Annotated in this window: 11 protein-coding genes; all 11 read right to left on the bottom strand. The window is 44.9% G+C overall.

The window, feature by feature from the left end; all coding sequences use genetic code 11:
• Positions 1-3: 3 nt before the first annotated feature.
• The 11 genes from R2Q80_RS02885 to R2Q80_RS02835 all read right to left on the bottom strand — a co-directional run bounded on the left by R2Q80_RS02885 (position 4) and on the right by R2Q80_RS02835 (position 20,603).
• Positions 4-2,229, bottom strand: a complete 2,226-nt coding sequence (locus tag R2Q80_RS02885; RefSeq protein ID WP_316798137.1) for a fasciclin domain-containing protein — start codon at positions 2,227-2,229, stop codon at positions 4-6.
• A gap of 362 nt (positions 2,230-2,591) precedes the next feature.
• Positions 2,592-5,354 carry a glycosyl hydrolase gene (locus R2Q80_RS02880; RefSeq protein ID WP_316798136.1) on the bottom strand — a complete coding sequence of 921 codons (2,763 nt, stop codon included), beginning with the start codon at positions 5,352-5,354 and terminating at the stop codon, positions 2,592-2,594.
• Between the two features lie 6 nt (positions 5,355-5,360).
• A complete protein-coding gene (gene rhaM, locus R2Q80_RS02875; RefSeq protein ID WP_316798135.1) occupies positions 5,361-5,669 on the bottom strand; it encodes an L-rhamnose mutarotase in 309 nt (102 codons plus the stop codon).
• Positions 5,670-5,725: 56 nt separating this feature from the next.
• The gene (locus R2Q80_RS02870; RefSeq protein WP_316798134.1) at positions 5,726-8,173 is read right to left on the bottom strand and encodes a glycoside hydrolase family 31 protein; all 2,448 of its coding nucleotides are present in this window, start codon (positions 8,171-8,173) and stop codon (positions 5,726-5,728) included.
• 37 nt (positions 8,174-8,210) lie between these two features.
• Complete coding sequence (locus R2Q80_RS02865; protein WP_316798133.1) at positions 8,211-9,350, bottom strand: glycoside hydrolase family 88 protein; 1,140 nt, start codon at positions 9,348-9,350, stop codon at positions 8,211-8,213.
• Positions 9,351-9,365: 15 nt separating this feature from the next.
• Entirely contained in the window at positions 9,366-12,272 is a 2,907-nt protein-coding gene (locus R2Q80_RS02860) for a sugar-binding domain-containing protein (protein WP_316798132.1), read from the bottom strand.
• Between the two features lie 110 nt (positions 12,273-12,382).
• Entirely contained in the window at positions 12,383-13,177 is a 795-nt protein-coding gene (locus tag R2Q80_RS02855; RefSeq protein ID WP_316798131.1) for a rhamnogalacturonan acetylesterase, read from the bottom strand.
• 9 nt (positions 13,178-13,186) lie between these two features.
• Positions 13,187-13,954, bottom strand: a complete 768-nt coding sequence (locus R2Q80_RS02850; protein ID WP_316798130.1) for a rhamnogalacturonan acetylesterase — start codon at positions 13,952-13,954, stop codon at positions 13,187-13,189.
• Positions 13,955-13,988: 34 nt separating this feature from the next.
• Positions 13,989-16,334 (bottom strand): glycoside hydrolase family 2 TIM barrel-domain containing protein, encoded by a 2,346-nt coding sequence (locus tag R2Q80_RS02845; RefSeq protein WP_316798129.1) that lies wholly within the window; start codon positions 16,332-16,334, stop codon positions 13,989-13,991.
• Positions 16,335-16,339: 5 nt separating this feature from the next.
• Positions 16,340-18,187 (bottom strand): rhamnogalacturonan lyase, encoded by a 1,848-nt coding sequence (locus tag R2Q80_RS02840; protein WP_316798128.1) that lies wholly within the window; start codon positions 18,185-18,187, stop codon positions 16,340-16,342.
• Between the two features lie 7 nt (positions 18,188-18,194).
• Positions 18,195-20,603: a hypothetical protein gene (locus tag R2Q80_RS02835; protein WP_316798127.1), complete on the bottom strand. Its 2,409-nt coding sequence runs from the start codon at positions 20,601-20,603 to the stop codon at positions 18,195-18,197.
• Positions 20,604-20,830: the final 227 nt, after the last annotated feature.

Here is a 20,830-nt window from a genome sequence, read left to right as displayed (position 1 = left end):
TGGTTAGAATTGATATTTTAAGTAAGAGTTGATTTGGTGAATCACTGTGCGGTTTGACAGCACATTACTGCGGTCGTTTGCGCCTAGTAATACATTCACCGTAGCATTGGTTACATCACGAAGAATAAGGGAAGTGGTTGTATTGGTGGCCACCGTTACTTTCGCTGCATCTCCCGATTCATCTTTAAGCAGGCTTTCGAAAGTCCCTGTTTTTTGTCCGTCGCTGGCCACGCTGTTTTTAATGATGTGATACTGGATAAACTTAGATACCTTACTGATATCCAATGCATCGGTAGGTGCATAATTCGGAAGCCCGTTTGCCAGTTTAGGCAGCAAACCAGCCGTTACCGCAGCCTGAATGGCCGCATTGGTTGGGATAAATACTGAATAAAAGCTACCATCACTTACACCCTGTATGGCGCCGGTTGTAGCATTATAAAGGGTTACGTTATTCTTCAGGAACTGAAAAAAAGAGTAGTATGGATCGGTAGTAGCCGTTCCGTATTTTTCAATGTGTTTACTTACCGGTAATGCCGTATAGGCTAAAACCCGTGTGGCATAAACGTCAGCACCATTAACCGCCGTGGTGATGGAATCAATAGGAATGGTTTTATCACTGGTTGCTGCAAGGTCTTCCGTTCCTGCAGAAGAAAGCACCCCTCTGTTGTATTTGATGTATTCACCATTCGATGTCTCCAGAATACCGGCAGCAGTTGTGAAATTAGGTACTGCCCTGTCGCCCAAAGGAATAATATGGGTTTGAAGCAAACGGCGAAGGATTGTTAAATCACCCCTGATCGGCGCTGTAGGAAAGAACGGATCATAAGAAAAGCCTAAACTCACCAGCGTGGCATCAGGGATGGGTACAATCACATATTTAAGGGAAGCGGTTTTAATAGGAATGGTATAACCTAACACATCCAGCGCCTGCTTCATAATGTAAAAAGTTGGATCGAGGTTAACCTTTCCATATACGGTAGAAAAGGAATTGGCATTTTGTGCCGTACTCACGCCATATAGTAAACCGTTGCTCAGGAATTGTTTATCCACTACATTGGAGGGACTGAGCTTGGTTACTTCGCCCAAAACACTGTTTACGGTGCTGAACTTTCCTGGCCAAACCGGAACAGTATAAAAGTGCGAATTCACAAAATCCCTGATGATATCTGGTCTCAAAGCATATAATTCTGAAAGCTGTGCTTTGTAGTTTCCCGGCTGAAGCCTGTTCTTCGCATAATATTTCAGCAAAACCTTCGAATAAGCTTCCACTGCGGCATCAGTTGGTGCAAAAATGGTATACATACCCGCCTGGGCATCATTTGCATCAAGCTTTAGATAGTTTTCATTGTTTGGTGAAAATCCTAAAACACCACTATATATTTTAGCGTAAACATTATCACTTTTACCGGTAAGCACCTGATAGCGGTGACTGATATCGGTGTTGATGCTATATGAAACGTATTTATCAAGCAGCGATTTGAAAGCACTGTATTGTGTTTTGGTAGTAATGTACTGATCAATGCTTTGCGGTGGCGTTAATACCCTATCAATGATATGGATAACCCCATTTTCAGCTACAATATCCTGTTCGGTAATTTTTGCCGGGCCAACATTTTTACCGGTATACTCTGTTCCGGGGAAAAAGTAATTATAATCAGTAGCTCCTATGCCGGCAAAGGTCATGAAAGGAGGTAAAAAATACGGCAGATTTTTGTTATTGAAATCGGTTGACAGGTAACTGCCATTGCGGTTAGCTGCGATCACTTTTATTGAACGGCCATCATTGTCGGTACCATCGTAAACAAAGTCGTAGAAAACCGTTCTGCGTCTGAAACCAGAGTTTTTAACAAAACCCCTGGCAGTCAGGTTATCGCTTAAACGTTCGATCTTCTCTCCATCGTAGGTCATGGAGTAGCGCACAATGGCAGAGGCCTGGTCAACACTTACCTCCGTCAGGTTATTTTCTTTCAGGTAAACCGCAAAAGCTTCATCGGTAGGTGCAAATACGGTCCAGGAGCCGGCCGCGCTTAAAGTTTCCTTATAACCTGATTTATCGATACACTCGAGAAATTTGGTAAAGTTTCCTTTTGCCTGAAGCTGTTGGTAAATGGGATCGGCAAGTGTTTCTGGCCTGCCATAAAACTCATCGAATTCCTTTTTCCGGCAACTGCTCAGCACGATGACAAATGTCAGTAAGACAAATAATGATTGTTGTAAAATTTTACTCATAGCAATTTTATTAGACATGACGGTCTTAAGCTAAATTGCGAACAAGAATCTATGAGGATCGGTTAGAATAAAGGGAATGAGCGGATAAGAAATAAGAGTAGATTTTTATTGCATAAATCAGGCTTAACGATCGTTAATTTTAATATTTGGTTTTCGGTTATTTGGTTAGTAAAATAATTGATTTAAATATAGAGACATAGGCAGCTTCTCCCATCCTGTACTATCCTGTCGGTTATTATAAAATCTTAGCATAAAAAGGAATACATCATGCCTGATGCTTATAAATCGATTTACTCCTAATTTTTATTTTTAGAAAAAAAGTGCCAAAAGGCACTTTTTAAGTATTTAAACCAGAATTATTGTTAAAAAAACGGGGTGATTGTTACCGGTCCAACGAGTCCTGAAGGCTGTACTGCCCAGTTTGCCGCATCAAATGGCTTGTAATTGATGTTGACAAAGTTGATTTCATGGTAATTTCTCCATTGAACTTTCTTCCGGTCCATATCGCGGATCCGGTTGGCCATCAGATTTACGACCTCAATTTTGATGGTGTTTTTTCCGGGTTTCAGGTATTTTCCAATACGTGCCTCAAATGGGATACTCCATAAAATACCCAGCTCCTGTCCATTGATCCATACCTTCGCACTTTCATCAACCTGATTAAGGTTTAACACATATTCTTTGGCATTTTTGACTGGCAGATTAAACTCAGATGTATACACACCAGTACCTGAAAAGGCTTCCAGTTTCGGGTCTTTTAAATCCGTCCATGAAACCAGTTTATCCAGTTGCTGATCAGCGGGAAGCTCAGGTCCGCCACTGGTAAAATGGAGGTGCCATGGCTGGTTAAGGGTAAGGGGATTTCCAGCTTTATTCAGATAACGCCATGCCGCATTCTGTGGCTGTTGTTGTGCAACCATTAGAAACAGTGCTTCACCTGATTTAATCTGCACATGCACTTTATGATCTTTCAGTACTGCTGTACCAATTGCGCCGCTCTGCGGATCAAGCAAGGTCACGTTCCCCGGCGTATTGAGCGGCAGGTAAGTATCGATATCTTTTGCCGTATGGTTAACAGTATAATAATAGGTTGCATTATTAACCTTACGCTTAATCATCTGCAGGCCTGTATCTGTTAAGGCTTCCCTGTTGATGCCGATACTGCTTAACGCCAGCTGCACATTACTGCTCAGGAGTATTTTTCCTTTGCCGGCAGGATAAACGCCGATGCCGTCGGAACCTTTTTTAAAGGTAAGTGTGGCGAGCGTAGATTTAAGTTTAGCGCGTCTGTTTTCAAGATTATTTAAACCGGGAACATCCTGCGGTAATTCCTGGAAAATAACCGTTGCACCATCTTCCGCCAATTGTACAATATTATCTAGAGTTTCCGAACGCATCATTTGGCTGGAGGGCACGATGAGCACCCGGTAAGGCGATGCATTTTCTGCTGTTTGTAAGGTTTTGTTCAGCACTTTTGTTCTGCCCAGCAAGCGGTCTGATGCAAAATCATAGGCGCAACCGGATTTAGAAAGCTGGGTAGCCAGTTTATAGAATGCCGAAGGGTGTAACCATTCGTCTACGTCGTGAACTTTCAGTGCCATATCCAACCCTTTTGCCTGGTTCCATACATCATAAACCGGCCAGTAAATTAAGATTTCATTGTCGGGTTTTCCGGCTTGTAGTATCGACTGGCAGCGGGCGATGTAGTCATTTAAGCCTTTGGCGTGCGGCCATAAGCTGTTATTGGGATTCATTTCAACCGAAGCATAAAACAGCCAGCCCGGCCAGGGCACATTTTCGGGCGAATTGGTGGTACCATGATAGAAAATGTGGTTGATTCCGGAAAGGAACAGCTTCTCGGCTTCAGGCTTGCATTGCGAGTATGAAGTTTTAAAATGTTCGGTGAGCCAGGTAAAGGTTTCGGATGAAACCAGGTTCTTTCCGTTGGTATGTGCCGCCGATGAAGCAAACATACCCATGATCGGATCGGGATCAACATTCCTGATGTCCTCCTGATCCCGGCGCAGTCCGGGAATACCGAAAGCACTTGAACCGAAAATCTCGGTTTCAGGAATATCTACTGTTCCGTATAAATCAAGCAGGTTCCCCGGGGATCCATGCGACTGGTTTTTGGTCAGGGAATGCAGGCCATGGGCCCAGTCTTTCCAGTTTTTGGTAAAGTTATCCAGCAGAAGTTCGTCCATCGTTTCGCGATAATCGGACTTTAAACGGGCAACCTGTACGCTGGTGGAATCCTTGCCTGCCAGGTCTTTGATGTAACTTGTGAGGTCGTAACCCCTGTTTTTCTTGAATGTTTCGAAAAAAGTGGGCGTCCATGTAGCGCCATAAACCTCATAGCTGTCGTTAAAAAATGAACGGATTCCCTGAGGTTGATTTCCAAAAGCATCGGTAAATCTTTTCAGGTAAACATTCACCGATTGCCTGTCGAGGTGATCGAGCGTAAAGCCCTCCCCTCCCGGTGCAGCACGTTTTACCATCTGGCGGGTTTTGCCTGCGAAAGCAGCATATATTTTCCATGTACCTGATTTGGGCGACCAGTTCAAGGTTCCATCCTGCTGTACAGCTCCCAGTATATTTTCGGTTTCCCCGTTTGGTCCGTATGCGGTTAATGCCTGTAGCCGTGCAAAATCCTGCTTAGCTTCTTTAACTTTTATTCCCTCGTTTAACTTCTCGCCGGCTTTTAGCTCGTAGTCCTGAATAATGAGTTTAGTAGCCGCATTTTCAGGTTTAACCTGCGGACCGCCAAAGGGCCAGCCTGTACCGGTATTCATATCTACGCCCATACCCAATGCATTGGCTTTCTTCACCGTGAAATGCAGGATGTCCATCCATTGGGGGGAAAGGAATTGCAGGTATTGTTTTTCGTAACCCACTGCCCCGTAGATCGGGGTGATTTCCACCCCGCCTAAACCCGCATCTTTGTATTTCTGCAATACAAGACCCAGGTTCTTTTCATCAACCGCATTGCCCATCCACCACCAGCGGGTCCAGGGTTTCATTTGCTGTTCTATTTTCGGCCAGGCAACGACTTTTGCCGCCTGCTGCGCATGTAATTGTACAGCAGCACTGAGGGAGAGGAAAAGCAGGATTCTTTTTTTTAACATGATAGCTTAATCAAGGTGAAAGACCATATCGAGGGGAACGCTTACAGGGGAATGATCAGGGTTGGTTTCCATGATGTCGGCCATGTAGGCCCACCACTTTTGTACAATTTCGGTACTGCCCAGATCCTGAGAAGAGTTACCTCTTTGCTGTTGTACCGCGAATAAGGTATTGGTTTCTTCGTCGAGGAAAATGGAATAGTCACTGATGCCATTGGCTTTGAGCAAAGCCGATAATTCCGGCCAGATCTGATCGTGACGGGTTTTATATTCTGCCGCGTATCCGGGCTTGAGTTTCATTTTGAAGGCAATTTTCATTGTTTGTTTTTAATGCATGCTTTTAGTTCCCGCAGATGACACGGATGACGCAGATTTTAATTGATTTGAAAACTGATGTCTGTACTGTTATTTCCTTTTGACTTTATCCAGAGCGTTCTGGTTTTTTCATCATAAAACCAGCCTGCAATTTTATCCAGCTTTTCGGCACGATTAACTGCATTTAACTTTGCAGTATTTTCGCTTACCTGCTTCGGTGCCGTTTTACTATTCCAGTGGATTTTAGCCATATACTGATGGTTGCCGGGCTGGAACGATCCGACAGGCTTTTCTATTTTTAATACCAGTGTGCTTACTTTCAGCGATGAACTGATGCGGGTTGTGGCGAATTTCCCGGTTTTGTAATCCGAACTCAGGTTATCATCTTCGTAAAGGTTATACCGGGAATCGCCAAAAGGAAATACATCCAGTGTAATTACATCTACCGGTTTTTCGCCGCTATAGATCATTTCCGGCTGCATTGGGATAATGCTCCCTGCCTTAACAAAAAGTGGAATGGTATCTAAGGGGGCCACCACATGATGGTAGCTCTTGCCTTCATATTTTTCGTTGGTCCAGTAGTTAAACCAGGTTCCTTCAGGCAGGTAAACCGAGCGCGTAATGGCTCCTTTTATGGTGACCGGAGCCACCATCAGGTTATCGCCAAACAGGTACTGATCGCCGATTTCGTACACATTTTCATCATCCTGATGGTCCAACACCAGTGCCCTCATCATCGGCATACCTGTTGCATATTGCTGGTGCATGGTGGTATAGAGATAAGGAAACAACCTGTACCTCAGGAGATCATATTTTTTGAAATTTCTTAAAGCATCTTCACCATATTTCCAGGGCTCTTTATACCCAGGATAGTCCATCCCGAAAACCAGGGCAATGGGACTGAACATACCAAACTGCACCCAGCGAATATAGAGCTCAGGATCGGCCTGATGCTCGAAACCGCCCATACAGTGTGCCCAGGAACCTACCCCGGAAATACCAATATTTAATCCGGCCTTAATTACCGGAGCGAAGTATTGCCACTCGCTAGGCCAGTCGCCGGCAAAAATATAAGGGTAACGCTGGATACCGGAATAGCCTTCACGGGTTTGGTTCAACCCCCTAAAACCGTTAAACTTTTCAAATTCCAGAAAAGGCGCCTTTGCATAGGCCACAGGAAACACATTGTGTAAGCGCTCTGCATCCTTACCTGTGGGGCCTACTTTTTCACTTTCGTTTGCCAGAGCTCCAAAAGCACTTCCTTCATCTGTTTTGAGGAATTTGGCGCCCAGTTTAGCTACACGCATTACCCCATTGTCCCACCACCATTGCGTGGCCTTCTGGTCGAAGAAGTTGACAAACTCCCCCGGCTTACCATTCTCTGGATAGGTATACCCTTTTGCCTGTGCCTGATCAAGCAGGTTAAGCTTTTTTGCATTGTCAAATCTCGGGCGGAGATGCAGTCCCACCATTTTATAGTTCATGGCATAAATGCTATCAAACATGCCTTTAGGGTTTTTAAAAGTTTCTCTCCACTCGAAGGAAGTAGCCCCCTTGCCACCAATTTCGCCAAATAAACGCCAGGTAGAATCCAGCCAGAGCAAATCAACCGGAATGCCCAGCTCCCGGTATTTTCTGGCCAGTTCCACCACATACTGATCTGAAGTTTTTTCTTCATAACCCCAGGTGCCGCCACTATAGGTACCAGCATGTAAACCAAGTGCAAACTGAGGCAACAGGGGCGATTTACCTGTAACCGCAGTGTAGGAATTTAAGATGGATGGGAAGGTAGGCCCATAAATGAAATAGTAATCAAGTTCCCCGTCGACAGCCTTAAAGCTATATTGGTTTTTATTGGATGCACCCATATCCCATTCTGTGGCAAATGAATTATGCAGGAAAATACCGTAACCTTTGGTACTCATAAAAAACGGCACCGGACAATAGTTGGCCTCCAGGATATTGTAGGCACCAATGGCATGAGGCAGGCCTTTCCCGCGGCCGACATTTAAGGTTACTTTTTTAAAGCGGCGATCCATGAAATCCATGCGCTCACCAAAACCAAAGAAATGTTCATCGGCCTGAAGCTTTTTCGTTACGCCCACCCTGCTATTTTCTTTAACAGTGGCACCGTTCACTTCCGAACTGAGTAGCTTTCCTTTTAAATCGTAAACATTTACCCTGAATGGCGACTTATTGAGCTTAACCACTATCTTTCCGGTAGTCAGAATAAACTGGTCTTTCTTCTCCACTACGGTAACGGCAACCGCCGGCCAATCGTACCTGATGACCATCAAATCTTCATTCTTTTCGAAGGTATGATTCCAGCTGCTGCGAAACCTGAACATTTCCGGCGTGCAGAAATCCAGTTTTATTTCGCCTTTGGTGGTGGAAAATGAAATGGCATTTCCCTGGCGTTTGAAACCGGCTTTGTAATCGCCAATGCTTTGTGAAAATGCAGCGGTTGCAGACAGGATCAGGGCAAACGCTAAATATCTTTTTAACATATGTGTCTTGTGAATGGGAATTCCCGGGATATTGGTATTATTTTTTCAGTTTGTACACTTCGGTTCCAGCCAAAAGGAAACAACCTATACCATAGTCCTCAAAATCGGGCACACTGGTATAGGTTACCGGCTGGCCATCTTTTGGCTCTTTACCGGTTCCCTGCAAAAATCCAAGGAAACCATTTTTCTGAACCGATTCCTTGGCCATTCCGTTCCATGCCTTGATGATTACCGGCAGATAAGTAGCCTTATCCAGGATGCCCTGGTTTACGCCCCAGGCCATGCCGTAAACAAATAGTGCAGTGCCAGATGTTTCTTTACCACCAAAGTGATTGGGATCGTGTAAACTCACATTCCAGAAGCCATCTGCACGTTGGAGCGGCACTAAAGCTTTGATCATTTCGTGGTAAGTTTTCAGGTATTCATCATGTCCTGCAGCATCTTTAGGCATAGTTTCCAGAACACGGACAAATGCAGCGATTACCCAGCCATTTCCGCGTGCCCAGTAACAATCTTCTCCATTAGGCTCTTTATAGGGAGGCACAAAATCTTTGTCTCTCCACCACAAGCCATCTTTCGCATTGTATAAGCCACCACCTTCTACATTTTTGCTATGCAGGTACATCTTGTACATATAATCGTAATAGGTATGATCATTGTACAACTTGCCCAGTTTAGCAAATACAGGCATGGCCATCTGCAAGGCGTCGATCCAGGTCCAGTCGTTCACCTTTCCTGATTGAACCATCAGGTCCATTGAGGCTTTAATATCTTTAATGCGTTCGGGCTTTTTATCGATGTTATACAGATCGATATAGGTTTGTCCGCAGGCCTGGTCATCACCATTGCGGGTCTGGATGCCATTTCTTAAGCCCCATTTATGTTTTTCACCCCATTGAACGGCATAATCATAGTAGGCTTTATCCGGATGAATCGAATACAAGCCCATTAAGCCTTCATAATAAACCGCCCTGGTCCAGATGTTACTTGGCCGCTCTCTGTTCGTGATGATTGATTTACCTGCATCGGGCCATTTGTTCATAAAGTAGGCATTCGTAAGCTTCAATGCTTTTAAAACCTCTTTTTTGTTAGGTAGTTTTTGGGCAAAGAGTTGGGTAGTGATCAGCAGGAAACAAACGGAAGTGGAAAGGAACTTATTCATAGTTGGAGTATTCATATTTCAATAGTATTTTTAATTCGAATTTGGTTTAGGTTTCAATTCATCAGGACTGTCTTTGGTAAAGGTATCGAATTGAATTTTTGAGGGGCTTTCGAAGATATCTTTGATGATATTATAGGCTACTTCATATTTCGGACTGAACTGATCCGACATCATGTATTGCTGTAAGCTAAAAAAAAGTTGCTGAGCCGCGGGTGAATTCTTTAAATCAGGCGACAAAGCGGCACTGGAAATAATGAGTTTTCCTTTAGCAACGCGGGCTTCTAAAACGAGGGCCAGCTTCCGGTTCATGAACCAGGTATCGATGGGTTGGATAATGGGTTTAAACCCTGAAGGGAAATCTTCCAGATTCATTACCTGGGCCTTATTTACAATTTCCCACCACTGCATATCGCTATGGTTATCGGTTGGAAAGTTGGCCAATGCCGGGTGTTTAGGATCGCAGAGTATGCCCGTAGTATGCGGTGGGCGCATTTTGAACCAGGAAGTGTTCCAGAATACAGGTAAAAAGGTTTGCACCACTTCCTTACCTTTTACCACCTTACCTGCGGCATTCAGAAAAACATTGCCACCCTCTTCCAGTATTTTCTTTGCCTGATCATCCAGTTTATCGCTATAATAAAAGCTTGTTTTAAACCTGGGTAATTCGGCAGGATATACCCAGATGTCCCAATCGTTGGCAAATTCAGTTCCCTCGATGCTTACTTCAACGTGAAGTTTCTGCGCTTTGGTAATGGTTTGAAGTGTGCTACTGATTTCCCCAACTTTGATTGCCCCACCGATAGGAATATGCATTCCGCTGAATTCCACCTTATGAAAGATTTTACCCTCAGCGTCGGTAATCCGGCAGTTGATGCGGGCATTCTCCATTTCGCGGGCACCCCAATGTGCGATTTTGACGGTGGCGGCAAATGTTTCGTTATTGGTGTAAATGAACTTTGGCACTTCGAGTAAAGGCACAGTACTATTGGAGAAGCGCCTGAATTCTTTTGCAGAAATATACCCTTTCTCCTCCCAGAAGGCATCGAGCACCCCAACCAGAGCGGTACCCTGACCGGGATAATCGTTTAGCGACAATAACTGGTAACCGTTGTAATCTGGTGTTCTTAGGGCCTTTTCAATTTCATTTTTATAACAAAGGGCCTGTAATTTACCGGAGGCTATCAGGAAATCTTTCGCCTGAGTCGCCATATCATGATCGCCCAGGTCTTCCTGAAACATTTCAAAGTTTTTTGCACGGTACACACCCGTGTATTTTTTAATTTCTTCAAAATTCGGAAAGGCACAATACTGTCCCATTTCATGCGCCACGAAAGGAACATTAAACTGCTCAATCTGTTTGGCATAGGTTGATATGCTTTCCGGCCTTTTGCCCCAATCCAGGCCTCTGGCGCCTGCACGCACCATGTATTCGTTATTGGGAATGACCGGCCAGCTGCCACCTACCGATGCTCCGGTATAAAGCCGGCGTGAATCTTTGGCTTTCCAGTAATTATTGAATTTAGTTAAATACTCTACCTGTCTGCCGCGTGGTTCGTTACCGTATGCCATCATGCAAAAAGAAGCATAGTTTCCGTAGCTTTTCGTCATGCGGTTGGTTTCATCATAAATAAACTGGTCGATGGGCTTACCATCTCCTATCGATGTACCGTGGTTGGCCCAGCTCGGACCTTCGGGCTGTATGTAAAAACCGGTTAAATCAGCAGCAATGAAAGCCGCTTCGGGCGGGCACCAGGAGTGGAAACGCATGTGGTTTAAACCGTGGGCTTTAGAGATTTTGAAAATACGCTCCCAGGCCGCTACATCCATTGCAGGATATCCGGTAAGTGGAAATTCGCAGTTGTTCACCGTGCCTCTAAGAAATACAGGACGGCCGTTAATGGTAAAATTCCGGCCTGCGGCTTTAAATTCGCGCATCCCGAACTGGACCTGTTTCTCATCTTTCTTACCATCTTTAGCCAGTAATGATGCTGTCAAACGGTATAAAGCCGGATCGAATTCATCCCAGGTGGCTATTTTATCGCCCATGGGCAAGTCGACTTCTATACTGCCTGTTCCGTTTTTAAGCTGATAAGGAACAGTTACCGGTTTTACGCTGAGGAGATTTTTGGTATTGAAACTCTTTGCTGATAAAGTAATCTTTCCCGCAGAAGCTTTTCCAAGCGGTGCTTTAAGCTGAATTTTAACCTTTGCCGATTTTTTGCTGAGGTTGGGATAAATTTGAATGTCTTCGAAATAAACGGGCGAACCGGCCTGCAGGAACATCTTTCCCACTACGCCGTTCCAGTTTCCCTGTGTATGGTCGGTTAAACTGTGCGAGTCCTGACCCACGTTGATGGCCTTGATCCGGTTATCGATCAGGAGCGTGATGGTATGTTTCCCGGCCTTCAGATTCGGTGGCAGTTCAAAGTTTTGTGCAACCACGAATGTAAACTGTGTTCCTGCTTCTATGTCATCTATCCACACCCGGGTTTCGGAGTGAGGGTATTCGAGTGATAATACCACGCGTTTATCTTTCCAGCTGGCGGGAATTTCGATATCTTTCTGATACCAGGCGGCACCCGTATAGTGTTTGGCAGGTGTTAACCAGAAAGGTATTTTAAGGTTTCCGGGCTTACGGTATTTTTCCAGACGTGGATGAAAAAAATAGGAGCTGTCGTAAATGCTACCTGTCCATTTTGTTTTCAGGGTGATATCATCCCCTTTCAGGTTCTCAGCCATAGAGCCGGGGAGGTTAACCGTTTCGGGAAGCACAGTGGAATACCATTTGCCTTTTATCCCTTCATCGGCGGCATCGGTTTTAAAACGCCATTTCCCTTTCAATGAGATGGTTTGAGCTGAAACACCAGCGGAAAATATAGAAATCAAACAAATAGTTGCAACTACCCATCTGGTAAACGACAATACCTTTATCTGCATATTTTAAAAGAAAAGCGTGCCGAAGCACAAATATATCTGGTTGAGGCCACTATTATAAGGTTTAAATCCATAACGGGCAACCTGTAGTGTCCTGTACCACCTCACACTACTTATTTCAGATAAGCTTTAAGCTTGCTTGATTTCAGTGCTTTTAACCCTTCTACAACAGCGGCGGCATTTACTTTCGCGCCAGCTTCATTGGTATGCGTATGGTCCTTCTCCGTGAAATAAGCGTTCACCTCCTCTGCTTTCAAGGTGGTGTATTTATCCTTTATCAATTGATTGAGCGGAATAAAATCGACCTTTTCGGCCTTCGCCACTTCTGCAGCCCAGGCTGCATAACTATCGTTTGCTAAAACCACCTTATTATCTTTTACCGGATTACGTGGAATGGACGAGCAGATGATTGCTGTAGCGCCTTTTGCTTTAATGTCATTTATAAACTTGCGCATGTACCAGCCATAGGTGTATACTACTTCCTGCTTTTTCTTAATCGGGTTGTAGGTTTCCTTGCTTTCCATGCCAATTCCTTTAATGGTACCGCGGGCGCGGGCTGTGTCATCCAGAGGGCTGCTGTCGTTATGCCCGAACTGCATCATCACGAAATCCCCTTTTTTTACTTTGGCCAATACCGCATCCCATAAACCATTGGTTTGGAAAGTACGGCTGCTTGTACCGCCCAGGGCATCATTCTCTACATTAATTTTTTCGGTGTCGAAGAACTCACCGATGAAACTTCCCCAACCCCACAAACTGCCGTCGCCTTTGCCTTTGCCGTTTTTCACAGTCGAATCGCCAATCAAAAATAAAGTGGGTTTATCCTTTTGCTTCAACAGCACGCAGGAGGAAAAAATGATGAATGCGGCGCCTAATATCAGGCTTAAATATCTTGTGTTTGATTTCATGATTTTAAACTAGAGTAAATATTTTTTGAGTTCACAGCCTTTCAGGGCCTTAATTCCTTCAGCTACAGATTTTGCATTTACCTTTGCACCCTCGAGGTTGGTATGGGTATGGTCGCCGGGAAAAAATGCTTTTACTTTCTCAGGCCCCATGGCATCATATTTATCGCCGGTAATTTTATTCAGGTCGACAAAAAATGCATTTTCCTGCTGTGCAACGTCAGCGGCCCACTTGCCAAAATCTTTATCTGCACGGAGCACCTTTCCATTCCTGAATTCATTTCTCGGGATCATGGAAACCACTATCGGCGTGGCACCTTTTGCTTTGGCTTCGCGCACAAACTTGCGGATGTACCAGCCGTAGGTATGTACGGTTTCTACTTTTCCATCCGGCCAGGTTAACACCTTTGTTTCTTCACCTGTACCTTTAAGCACACCTCGTCTTCCGGCTTTGGTGGTATCGGGTTCGCTGCCATCGTTGTGACCAAACTGCATGGTCACAAAGTCGCCTTTTTTGAGTGTTTCCAATACCTTATCCCAGCGGCCTTCAGAAAGATAAGTTCTGGTACTTCTTCCTGCCATGGCATTATTTTCCACGTGAATTCTGGTGGTATCAAAAAGCTCGGCAATGGGTGTTCCCCAGCCCCAGGTTTCTTTATTTGAGTTACGTACCGTAGAGTCGCCAATGGTATGAAGGGCAGGCTTGTCTGGTTTAATGAATGCAGTGGCAAGTATCACGATTCCAGCTGCCGCAAGTACTTTAAAGGTTATTGATTTCATGATTGCGATATTGATTGACTTATTGCTCATGGGTTTATTTTGTCTGTGCATTTTCTGTAGCTGTTAATTTTAAAGATGCCCCCTCGAGTCCTTCAGCACTCACTTTAATTTCGATGTTGCCGGCAGTTCTGGCTTTTATGTTTGCCATGGCTACGCCATGGTATGCATGTCGTTGCTGGGCTTTATAGGGTTCGTGACTGATGATACTACCATTGTCGACAGCATCAATTATCCCTGAATCAGAAACCGTAAATTTAATGAGATTATCGGCATTGGGGCAAACATTTCCCTGCTCATCGTAAATGGTTACTTTAAGAAAGGCCACATCATCCCAGGCTGTTGAGAGCTTGTTTTGATCAACAGAAAGGACAAGTTTAGCCGGAGGTCCTGCGGTTTTTAACGTTTCCTCTGAAACCACTTTACCTTTATTCTTGCCCACTGCTTTGATCGATCCTTTCTCAAAAGTGACGTCCCAGAGGCGTGGCGAATCGTCGGCTGGTTTAGGTTTGCTCCCTAATGATTTATCATTCAGAAACAGCTCCACTTCATCGCAATTGCTGTAAACCGCAACTTTGGCATCATCATAGGTATCGAAATCGGTAGGCGTCCAGTTATTGATCCAGTCGCCCGCCCCTGCATTGTCTTCTTTTCTCACGATATGGACTGTTGGTTTTTCCGACCACCAGCTCTGGCGTTGCAGGCTCTGCTGCTTCCACTCGCCTATACGGTCGAACAAGCCTTGCCCGTTGGTAATCTGTGGCCAGTCGGATTCGCCGAGGTAATCAAATCCAGTCCATAAAAACTGGCCCGCCATGAAGGGGTTATCCCGTAAAGCCAGGTATTGCTGGATGACATGGGTATTCTCGGTACCAATTACTTTTAAATTGGGTTTTTGGTTATGCAAAGCCACCAGTTCATTTTCCCTGTAATTTTGTCCGACGATGTCCATGGTTTCGGCAAAGCCATTGGTATATACTTTTGAATTGGCAGGGCGGAACAGGGCCATGGTGACCGGCCGGCTGGGGTCGAGCTGATGCACCAGGTCCTGCTGATCTTTATATTTTTTAAAGCCTTCCGGACTGTTTAGGTCATCATGAATTTCATTACCCACACTGTAAATCACAATGGATGGGTGGTTGCGGTCCCTCATCACCATGTCGCGGGTATCGCGTTCCCACCATTCTTTCCAGAAGCGGTTATAGCCTTTCTCCCCGTTGTTTTTTGCTGCTGTCCAGGTATCAAAAGTTTCATCCATCACCAGGAAGCCCATCTGATCGCAAAGGTCCAGAAACTCCGGCGCTACCGGATTGTGTGCCGTACGGATGGCATTCACGCCTGCTTCCTTCAATTTATTTAAACGGAATGCCCAAACACTAAGCGGTACCGCAGCACCTACAGCGCCACCATCGTGGTGCAGGCAGGCTCCTTTGAGTTTAAAGTTTTTTCCGTTCATCCAGAATCCGGTAGCGGCATCAAATTTAAAACTGCGGATACCGAAGCTATTCACCTGATCGTCGACCACCTTTGCACCCAGAATCACTTTAGTAAGCGTTTTGTACAACACAGGCGTTTCGGGATTCCACAGCTTCGGATTGGACAAAACGATATCCTGTTCTATTTTAGCCGACTGACTGGCAGCAATATTTTGTTTGCTCTGGATGGTTTTAAGCACTTTACCCGCTGCATCCAGCACTGCCGTTTCTATGGTCACCTGAGCGGCTTTCGCCGATTCATTAGACAAGGACGTTTGAACTTTTACAATTGCTTTCTGAATAGTGGCCTCAGGGGTGGTGATAAATACGCCCCAATCATTTATGTGTACCAGATCCGTAGCTACCAGGCGTACATGCCTGTAAATGCCGGCTCCGGTATAATAGCGGGATGCAGGCTGTACCGTATTATCGGCCTTCACCGCAATGACATTTGTTTTTCCTTTACCGAAATTAAGGTGTTTAGTTAAGTCGTAATTAAAACTGATGTACCCATAAGGGCGTTTGCCTAAATGAAAACCATTGATCCAAACATCACTGTTGGCCATTACGCCATCAAATTCGATCGTGATCTTTTTATTGGCTAAACTTTCGTCCAGACTAAAACTCTTGCGGTACCAGCCCGTTCCTGAAGGCAGGTACCCACCACCCCGGGCAGTAAGATTGGTTTTATCATAAGCACCTTCAATGCTCCAGTCGTGCGGTACATTGAGTTTTCTCCAGGCCTTGTCATCAAAACCCGGCTTTTCTGCACCGCTCACGTCCTGTTGCATAAATGCCCAGTCCCGATCAAAATTATTGATGATTCTCTCCTGTTTTATGGCCTGCCCAACGGCAACAAACTGCAGGAACAGCAGGCTAATCAGCAGACTTATTTTTAGTATTTTCATGAGTTTTATTTCTGAGGTTCAACAAGTTTAATATTTGGCCGGGGTGCTTTTTTCATGCCATGACCGAAATAAAACCCCGTATGTGGTGGCTGGTTATAGCCGTCGTTCTGCCAGGCAATACTCAAGCGGTATTGTGGATCGTGCATTAATGTATAATTGCGGTTATCCGTTGGAATGGTGGTCGTGTAAATTCGTAAACTCTGGTTATCGTAAGACCTGAGGATAAGCTCTTCGCGCCAGTCGCCAAAAATATCGGCACTCAGGGCAGGTGTAGATTTTGTCCAGTTATTGGCGATGGCGCCGTTGGCGGTGAGTAACCTTCCGCCGTTGTATTTGTCGATGTGGTTACCATCCAGCAATTCGCGTGATAAATCACCATCCCAGTAAATCAGGAAATTGGTGGAGCGTGGTTGTTCGCCAATTCTGTTTCCTTTGATGTCGAACAAGCCGTTTGAGCCCGACCACCACATTTGTGCACCATATCGGGTGTGATCAATATTATCTGCTACACCCCTGCCTACATCTTCATCTTCAGAACCATGCCATAGAATTTCTCCGGTACGGGCATCATAAACTGCCGCACCCGGCCCCTTGGTCCCTTCTTCTATTTCATGAACGCCAAAAACTTCTAGACCCGGGCGTTCAGGATCCAGATCCGACACGTGAAGCGCATCACCATGTCTTAAGCCAGTGGTATATAAACCTTTTCCATTATCATCCACACACATGGAACCGTATATGATTTCATCTTTTCCGTCGCCATCTACATCTGCTACGGTAAGGTTATGGTTTCCCTGACCTGAGAACGGATTCTTACCATCTTTAGAATCAAATACCCAGCGTGAAGTGAGTTTCCCTTGTTGCCAGTCCCAAGCTGCCAGCACTGTACGTCCATAATAACCGCGGCACATCACCACACTGGGGTGTAGGCCATCCAGGTAGGCCACGCAGGCGTTAAAGCGGTCGGCGCGGTTACCGGTATTGTCATTTTTGCCATTCCCTCCTTTTCCACCCCATCCACCCAGATCACCCCGTGAAGGGATATAATCTGTCGTCGCCAGGGCTTCACCGGTTTTACCGCTGAAGATGGTGAAGAATTCGGGGCCGCTTAATATCTTGCCGTTATTATTCCGGTAATCTTTTGTCGAATCGCCTATCACCTTTCCTTTTCCATCGATGGTACCATCGGCAGTTTTGCAGGCAAATTCAGCAATACCATCCCCGTCAAGGTCGTACACCATAAACTGGGTATAATGTGCCCCTTCCCGTATGTTTTTGCCCAGATTGATTTCCCATAAAAAAGTTCCGTTGATTTTGTAAGCCTGAAATATGGGCGGATCTGTAATGCCATTTGAAGAATTATCCCGGCTTCTTCCCGTTTGGTGAAGAATGATTTCGTATTCACCGTCGCCATCCAGGTCGCCTACAGATGCATCGTTAGGCGTGTATCCGGCTGGGGTGCGAAGGGGAATGTTCAGGTATTGCTGAACCGCTGTATTGCCTTTAAGCGTAAAGGGTTTGCCGGCTGACTCTTCTTTCCCATTCAGGATGGCTTTTACTTCGTAATGATTATCATGATCACTTGCTGCGGTAACATCTACAAAGTTTGTCCCTTTCACTAAAGGATTTGTATTTAACTTTTTAACCGGTTCACCAGCTGCTTTACGGTAAAGATTAAAAGCAATATCGTCGGGTTCGGTTCCGGATATGCGCCAGCTGAGAAAAACGGAATCTGCTGCATACCGTACCGCTACCAGGCCGCGGTCAAGTTTTTCCATTTGCCGTTGGCCAAAGGCAGCCTGAGTGGCCACAGCGGTATATATTATCAATAAATAGCGGAATGCTTTAATCATGATTTCGTTATTGAACGGTATAGGTTGCTTTCGCAGATAAGGCTGTTCCTTTATCGGTGACGCCATCTGTTTTAATATTGATTCTGGTCGGGTTATCACCGTTGTAAAAGCTGACCTGTGCCTCCCCTTTTTCGTTTGTTTTGATTAAAGGCGACCAGAAAATGGTGGTGCGTAAATCTTTGTTTGGACTGGCAGCTGTGCTGTAGTTAGGAGAATAAAAATCTCTGGCGGTGTAATAGCCGGTTAAGTTTGTATTGATCAGGTTGAGGTTGGCTCCTCCCGCCAGTGCACCGTCTTTAACAGTCAGACTAATGACAAAGACATCTTTCGAATACATATCAACCAGGTGCTGTACTTTTACCTGAGTGATCTGATCCATCGTTAAGCTGTAGTAATCCAGACGTTCAGCCACGAGTTCTTCGCGGTTATTCACCTTAATTCTCGGACGGATTTTCTTTCCATTGGAAATAAAAGTAACTCCCTCGTTTCCTATGGAATCGGAATCATCAACAGGTTGCGCCCCGTTCACTTTAGTGAGTAGGAAATGTTCCAGGCTCTGATAGCTGTAGTCTGCCGGTTTGACATCCAATATTTGCTCCGGATAGCCAAAGGTCATCAGTGTCTGGTCGAACATTTGTACATTTCTACTTTTATTGGCTTTAATATCTACATCCTTTAGCGTGATAGAATCCCCAAATTTATATTTACGGTTATAGTCGAATCTCTTACTCATTTCTGCCTGTATGGCGGGTTGCACCACCTGGTCGCCTTTTAGAAATGCTGATACCGGAGGTTTAGCCAAGGTATCGATTTGCAACCACCCTCCCTTTTTACCTTTAGCATCTTTTGAAGACAGTTTGATGGCCTGATTGCCATACCATTTCAGTCCGTCGAGAAAGAATTGTCCATTCTGATCGGTTTTGGTGCTGAATAATTTGTCGCCGCTAAAGTTTGAGCCAAACAAGGTAATATACATATCAGGGAGCATTTTACTGCCCACCTTTTCCCTCACAGTCCCTTTTAACACTAAACCGGCTTCAGGCAGGTAACTCACATGTACAGTTGAATCTGCTATCCTCCGCCATAAATAATCCCTCCAGCCCTGGGTTAACAATAAAAGATCGAGCTGTTTTAAACGCGAGGGGTTGTTCGGGTCAAAATACTGTGCTGCATTTTTGATGTCCCCTTTCACTTCCGATTGGAGCAACAGATAAGACATCAGACTGCCGCCGTCATCCGGCAAAAGGGCATCTGCCGCAGCCAGCGAAAATGAGGTTCTGGCCGGCAAACCAATTGCATCTGTAGCTTTAATATTTAAGGTCACTTTTTCCCTCGGTTTATAAGCAGTTTTGTCGGGTTTAATGGAAAGCATGGCTTTATTGTCGCCATTGATAAAAACCAGGCGCTCGCAATTGGGCCTTCCCAGCTGATCAACCAAGGTGATAATGGCAACGCCCTGAGGGAAATCTTTTGTAGGTATCGTAACGGAAACCGTTGGTTTGGTGATATTGAATGAACCGGTATATACATTATCGCCCCCATGTTTGATGAGGATAGATACAGATTTCCCGGCTAATTCTTTAAATGATTCCTCGCTGGTACTGATGGAGGCTTTGATGTTGGTGGAGTCGCTTACCACATGCAACACCATACCTTTTTTTAAGATCGCAGGCAATGCTGAGGTGAATTTCTCTGTACCATAATATCCTGATACCTGATAAGTTTCACCTGCTTTTGGGGCAAATGCAAATATCCCGAGGCCGGCATCAGTACATTGAAAACTGGTGATGGTATCTCCTTTTGAGGAAATTACACTCCCTTTGGCTTTTATTCCGTTGCCCGACTGGTCGTTGGTTTTAAACGCAACGATACTGGTAAGCCCTTCTACCAGTGCACCGCCTTCAGGGAAAAAGGCTATTGATTTGACTGGTTTTTCAGCAGTGGCGGTCTGACCGGCCGTTCGGGTAGTATAGCTGGCGTTTTCAGCCAGGTTGTTGCTGATGTAAATGCGTTTTTGAAAGATAAAGTCATCACCGAAGTTCCTCATCCAGTTGGTATAAGCACGGATGTTATACCATCCTGACGGGATAGAATCCATCAGTTTGAAATCTCCTTTACCCAGCCCCTTATCGAGCCGGATAATTTTTCGATCGAGCATACCAGCCTTTGCCGAGATCAGCTCTACGTACAAGTTGTTACTGGTGGAGGTTAAACTGGTACTTTTGGCATTACTGAGGAAAGCACTAAACCATAGATCCTCTCCCGTGTTGTAATAACTCCGGTCGGTTTGCAGGTAAACCTTCTCAAAAAACAGTTTCATGGTTTGTGGTGCAGCAGGTACCGGTTTAGGGTTCTGTTGTGCAACAGCATAAAGCGCACACTGTATCATCAAGGCAAAAAGACATAGTTTATTCATCTTCATTGCGTTCGGTTTTGGTTTTAAACTGAATTGCTTTTAAAAGTCCAGTTTTTTCCGGCCGGTATATTGCTATATATAAGCTGATCATCAACAAAAATTGATGAATAACAATGGATCTCATAAATTTAATTGGTTAGTTTGATCTTACTTTTGGGAAAAGGATTGATCAATGGCCAATTTAGAGAGTAAATTTTTAACGCGCATCCTGTGGTATCCTGCAATTG

It is taken from the genome of Pedobacter frigidisoli (assembly GCF_032678525.1).
GTDB lineage: Bacteria > Bacteroidota > Bacteroidia > Sphingobacteriales > Sphingobacteriaceae > Pedobacter > Pedobacter frigidisoli_A.
Note: the sequence above shows the minus strand (reverse complement) of the source record. Positions and strands in the feature narration are given on the sequence as shown.

Bases quoted from the DNA above. Each gene is read 5' to 3' on its own strand.
- R2Q80_RS02885 (WP_316798137.1), bottom strand. From the start codon at position 2,229: ATGAGTAAAATTTTACAACAATCATTATTTGTCTTACTGACATTTGTC.
- R2Q80_RS02880 (WP_316798136.1), bottom strand. From the start codon at position 5,354: ATGTTAAAAAAAAGAATCCTGCTTTTCCTCTCCCTCAGTGCTGCTGTA.
- rhaM (WP_316798135.1), bottom strand. From the start codon at position 5,669: ATGAAAATTGCCTTCAAAATGAAACTCAAGCCCGGATACGCGGCAGAA.
- R2Q80_RS02870 (WP_316798134.1), bottom strand. From the start codon at position 8,173: ATGTTAAAAAGATATTTAGCGTTTGCCCTGATCCTGTCTGCAACCGCT.
- R2Q80_RS02865 (WP_316798133.1), bottom strand. From the start codon at position 9,350: ATGAATACTCCAACTATGAATAAGTTCCTTTCCACTTCCGTTTGTTTC.
- R2Q80_RS02860 (WP_316798132.1), bottom strand. From the start codon at position 12,272: ATGCAGATAAAGGTATTGTCGTTTACCAGATGGGTAGTTGCAACTATT.
- R2Q80_RS02855 (WP_316798131.1), bottom strand. From the start codon at position 13,177: ATGAAATCAAACACAAGATATTTAAGCCTGATATTAGGCGCCGCATTC.
- R2Q80_RS02850 (WP_316798130.1), bottom strand. From the start codon at position 13,954: ATGAAATCAATAACCTTTAAAGTACTTGCGGCAGCTGGAATCGTGATA.
- R2Q80_RS02845 (WP_316798129.1), bottom strand. From the start codon at position 16,334: ATGAAAATACTAAAAATAAGTCTGCTGATTAGCCTGCTGTTCCTGCAG.
- R2Q80_RS02840 (WP_316798128.1), bottom strand. From the start codon at position 18,187: ATGATTAAAGCATTCCGCTATTTATTGATAATATATACCGCTGTGGCC.
- R2Q80_RS02835 (WP_316798127.1), bottom strand. From the start codon at position 20,603: ATGAATAAACTATGTCTTTTTGCCTTGATGATACAGTGTGCGCTTTAT.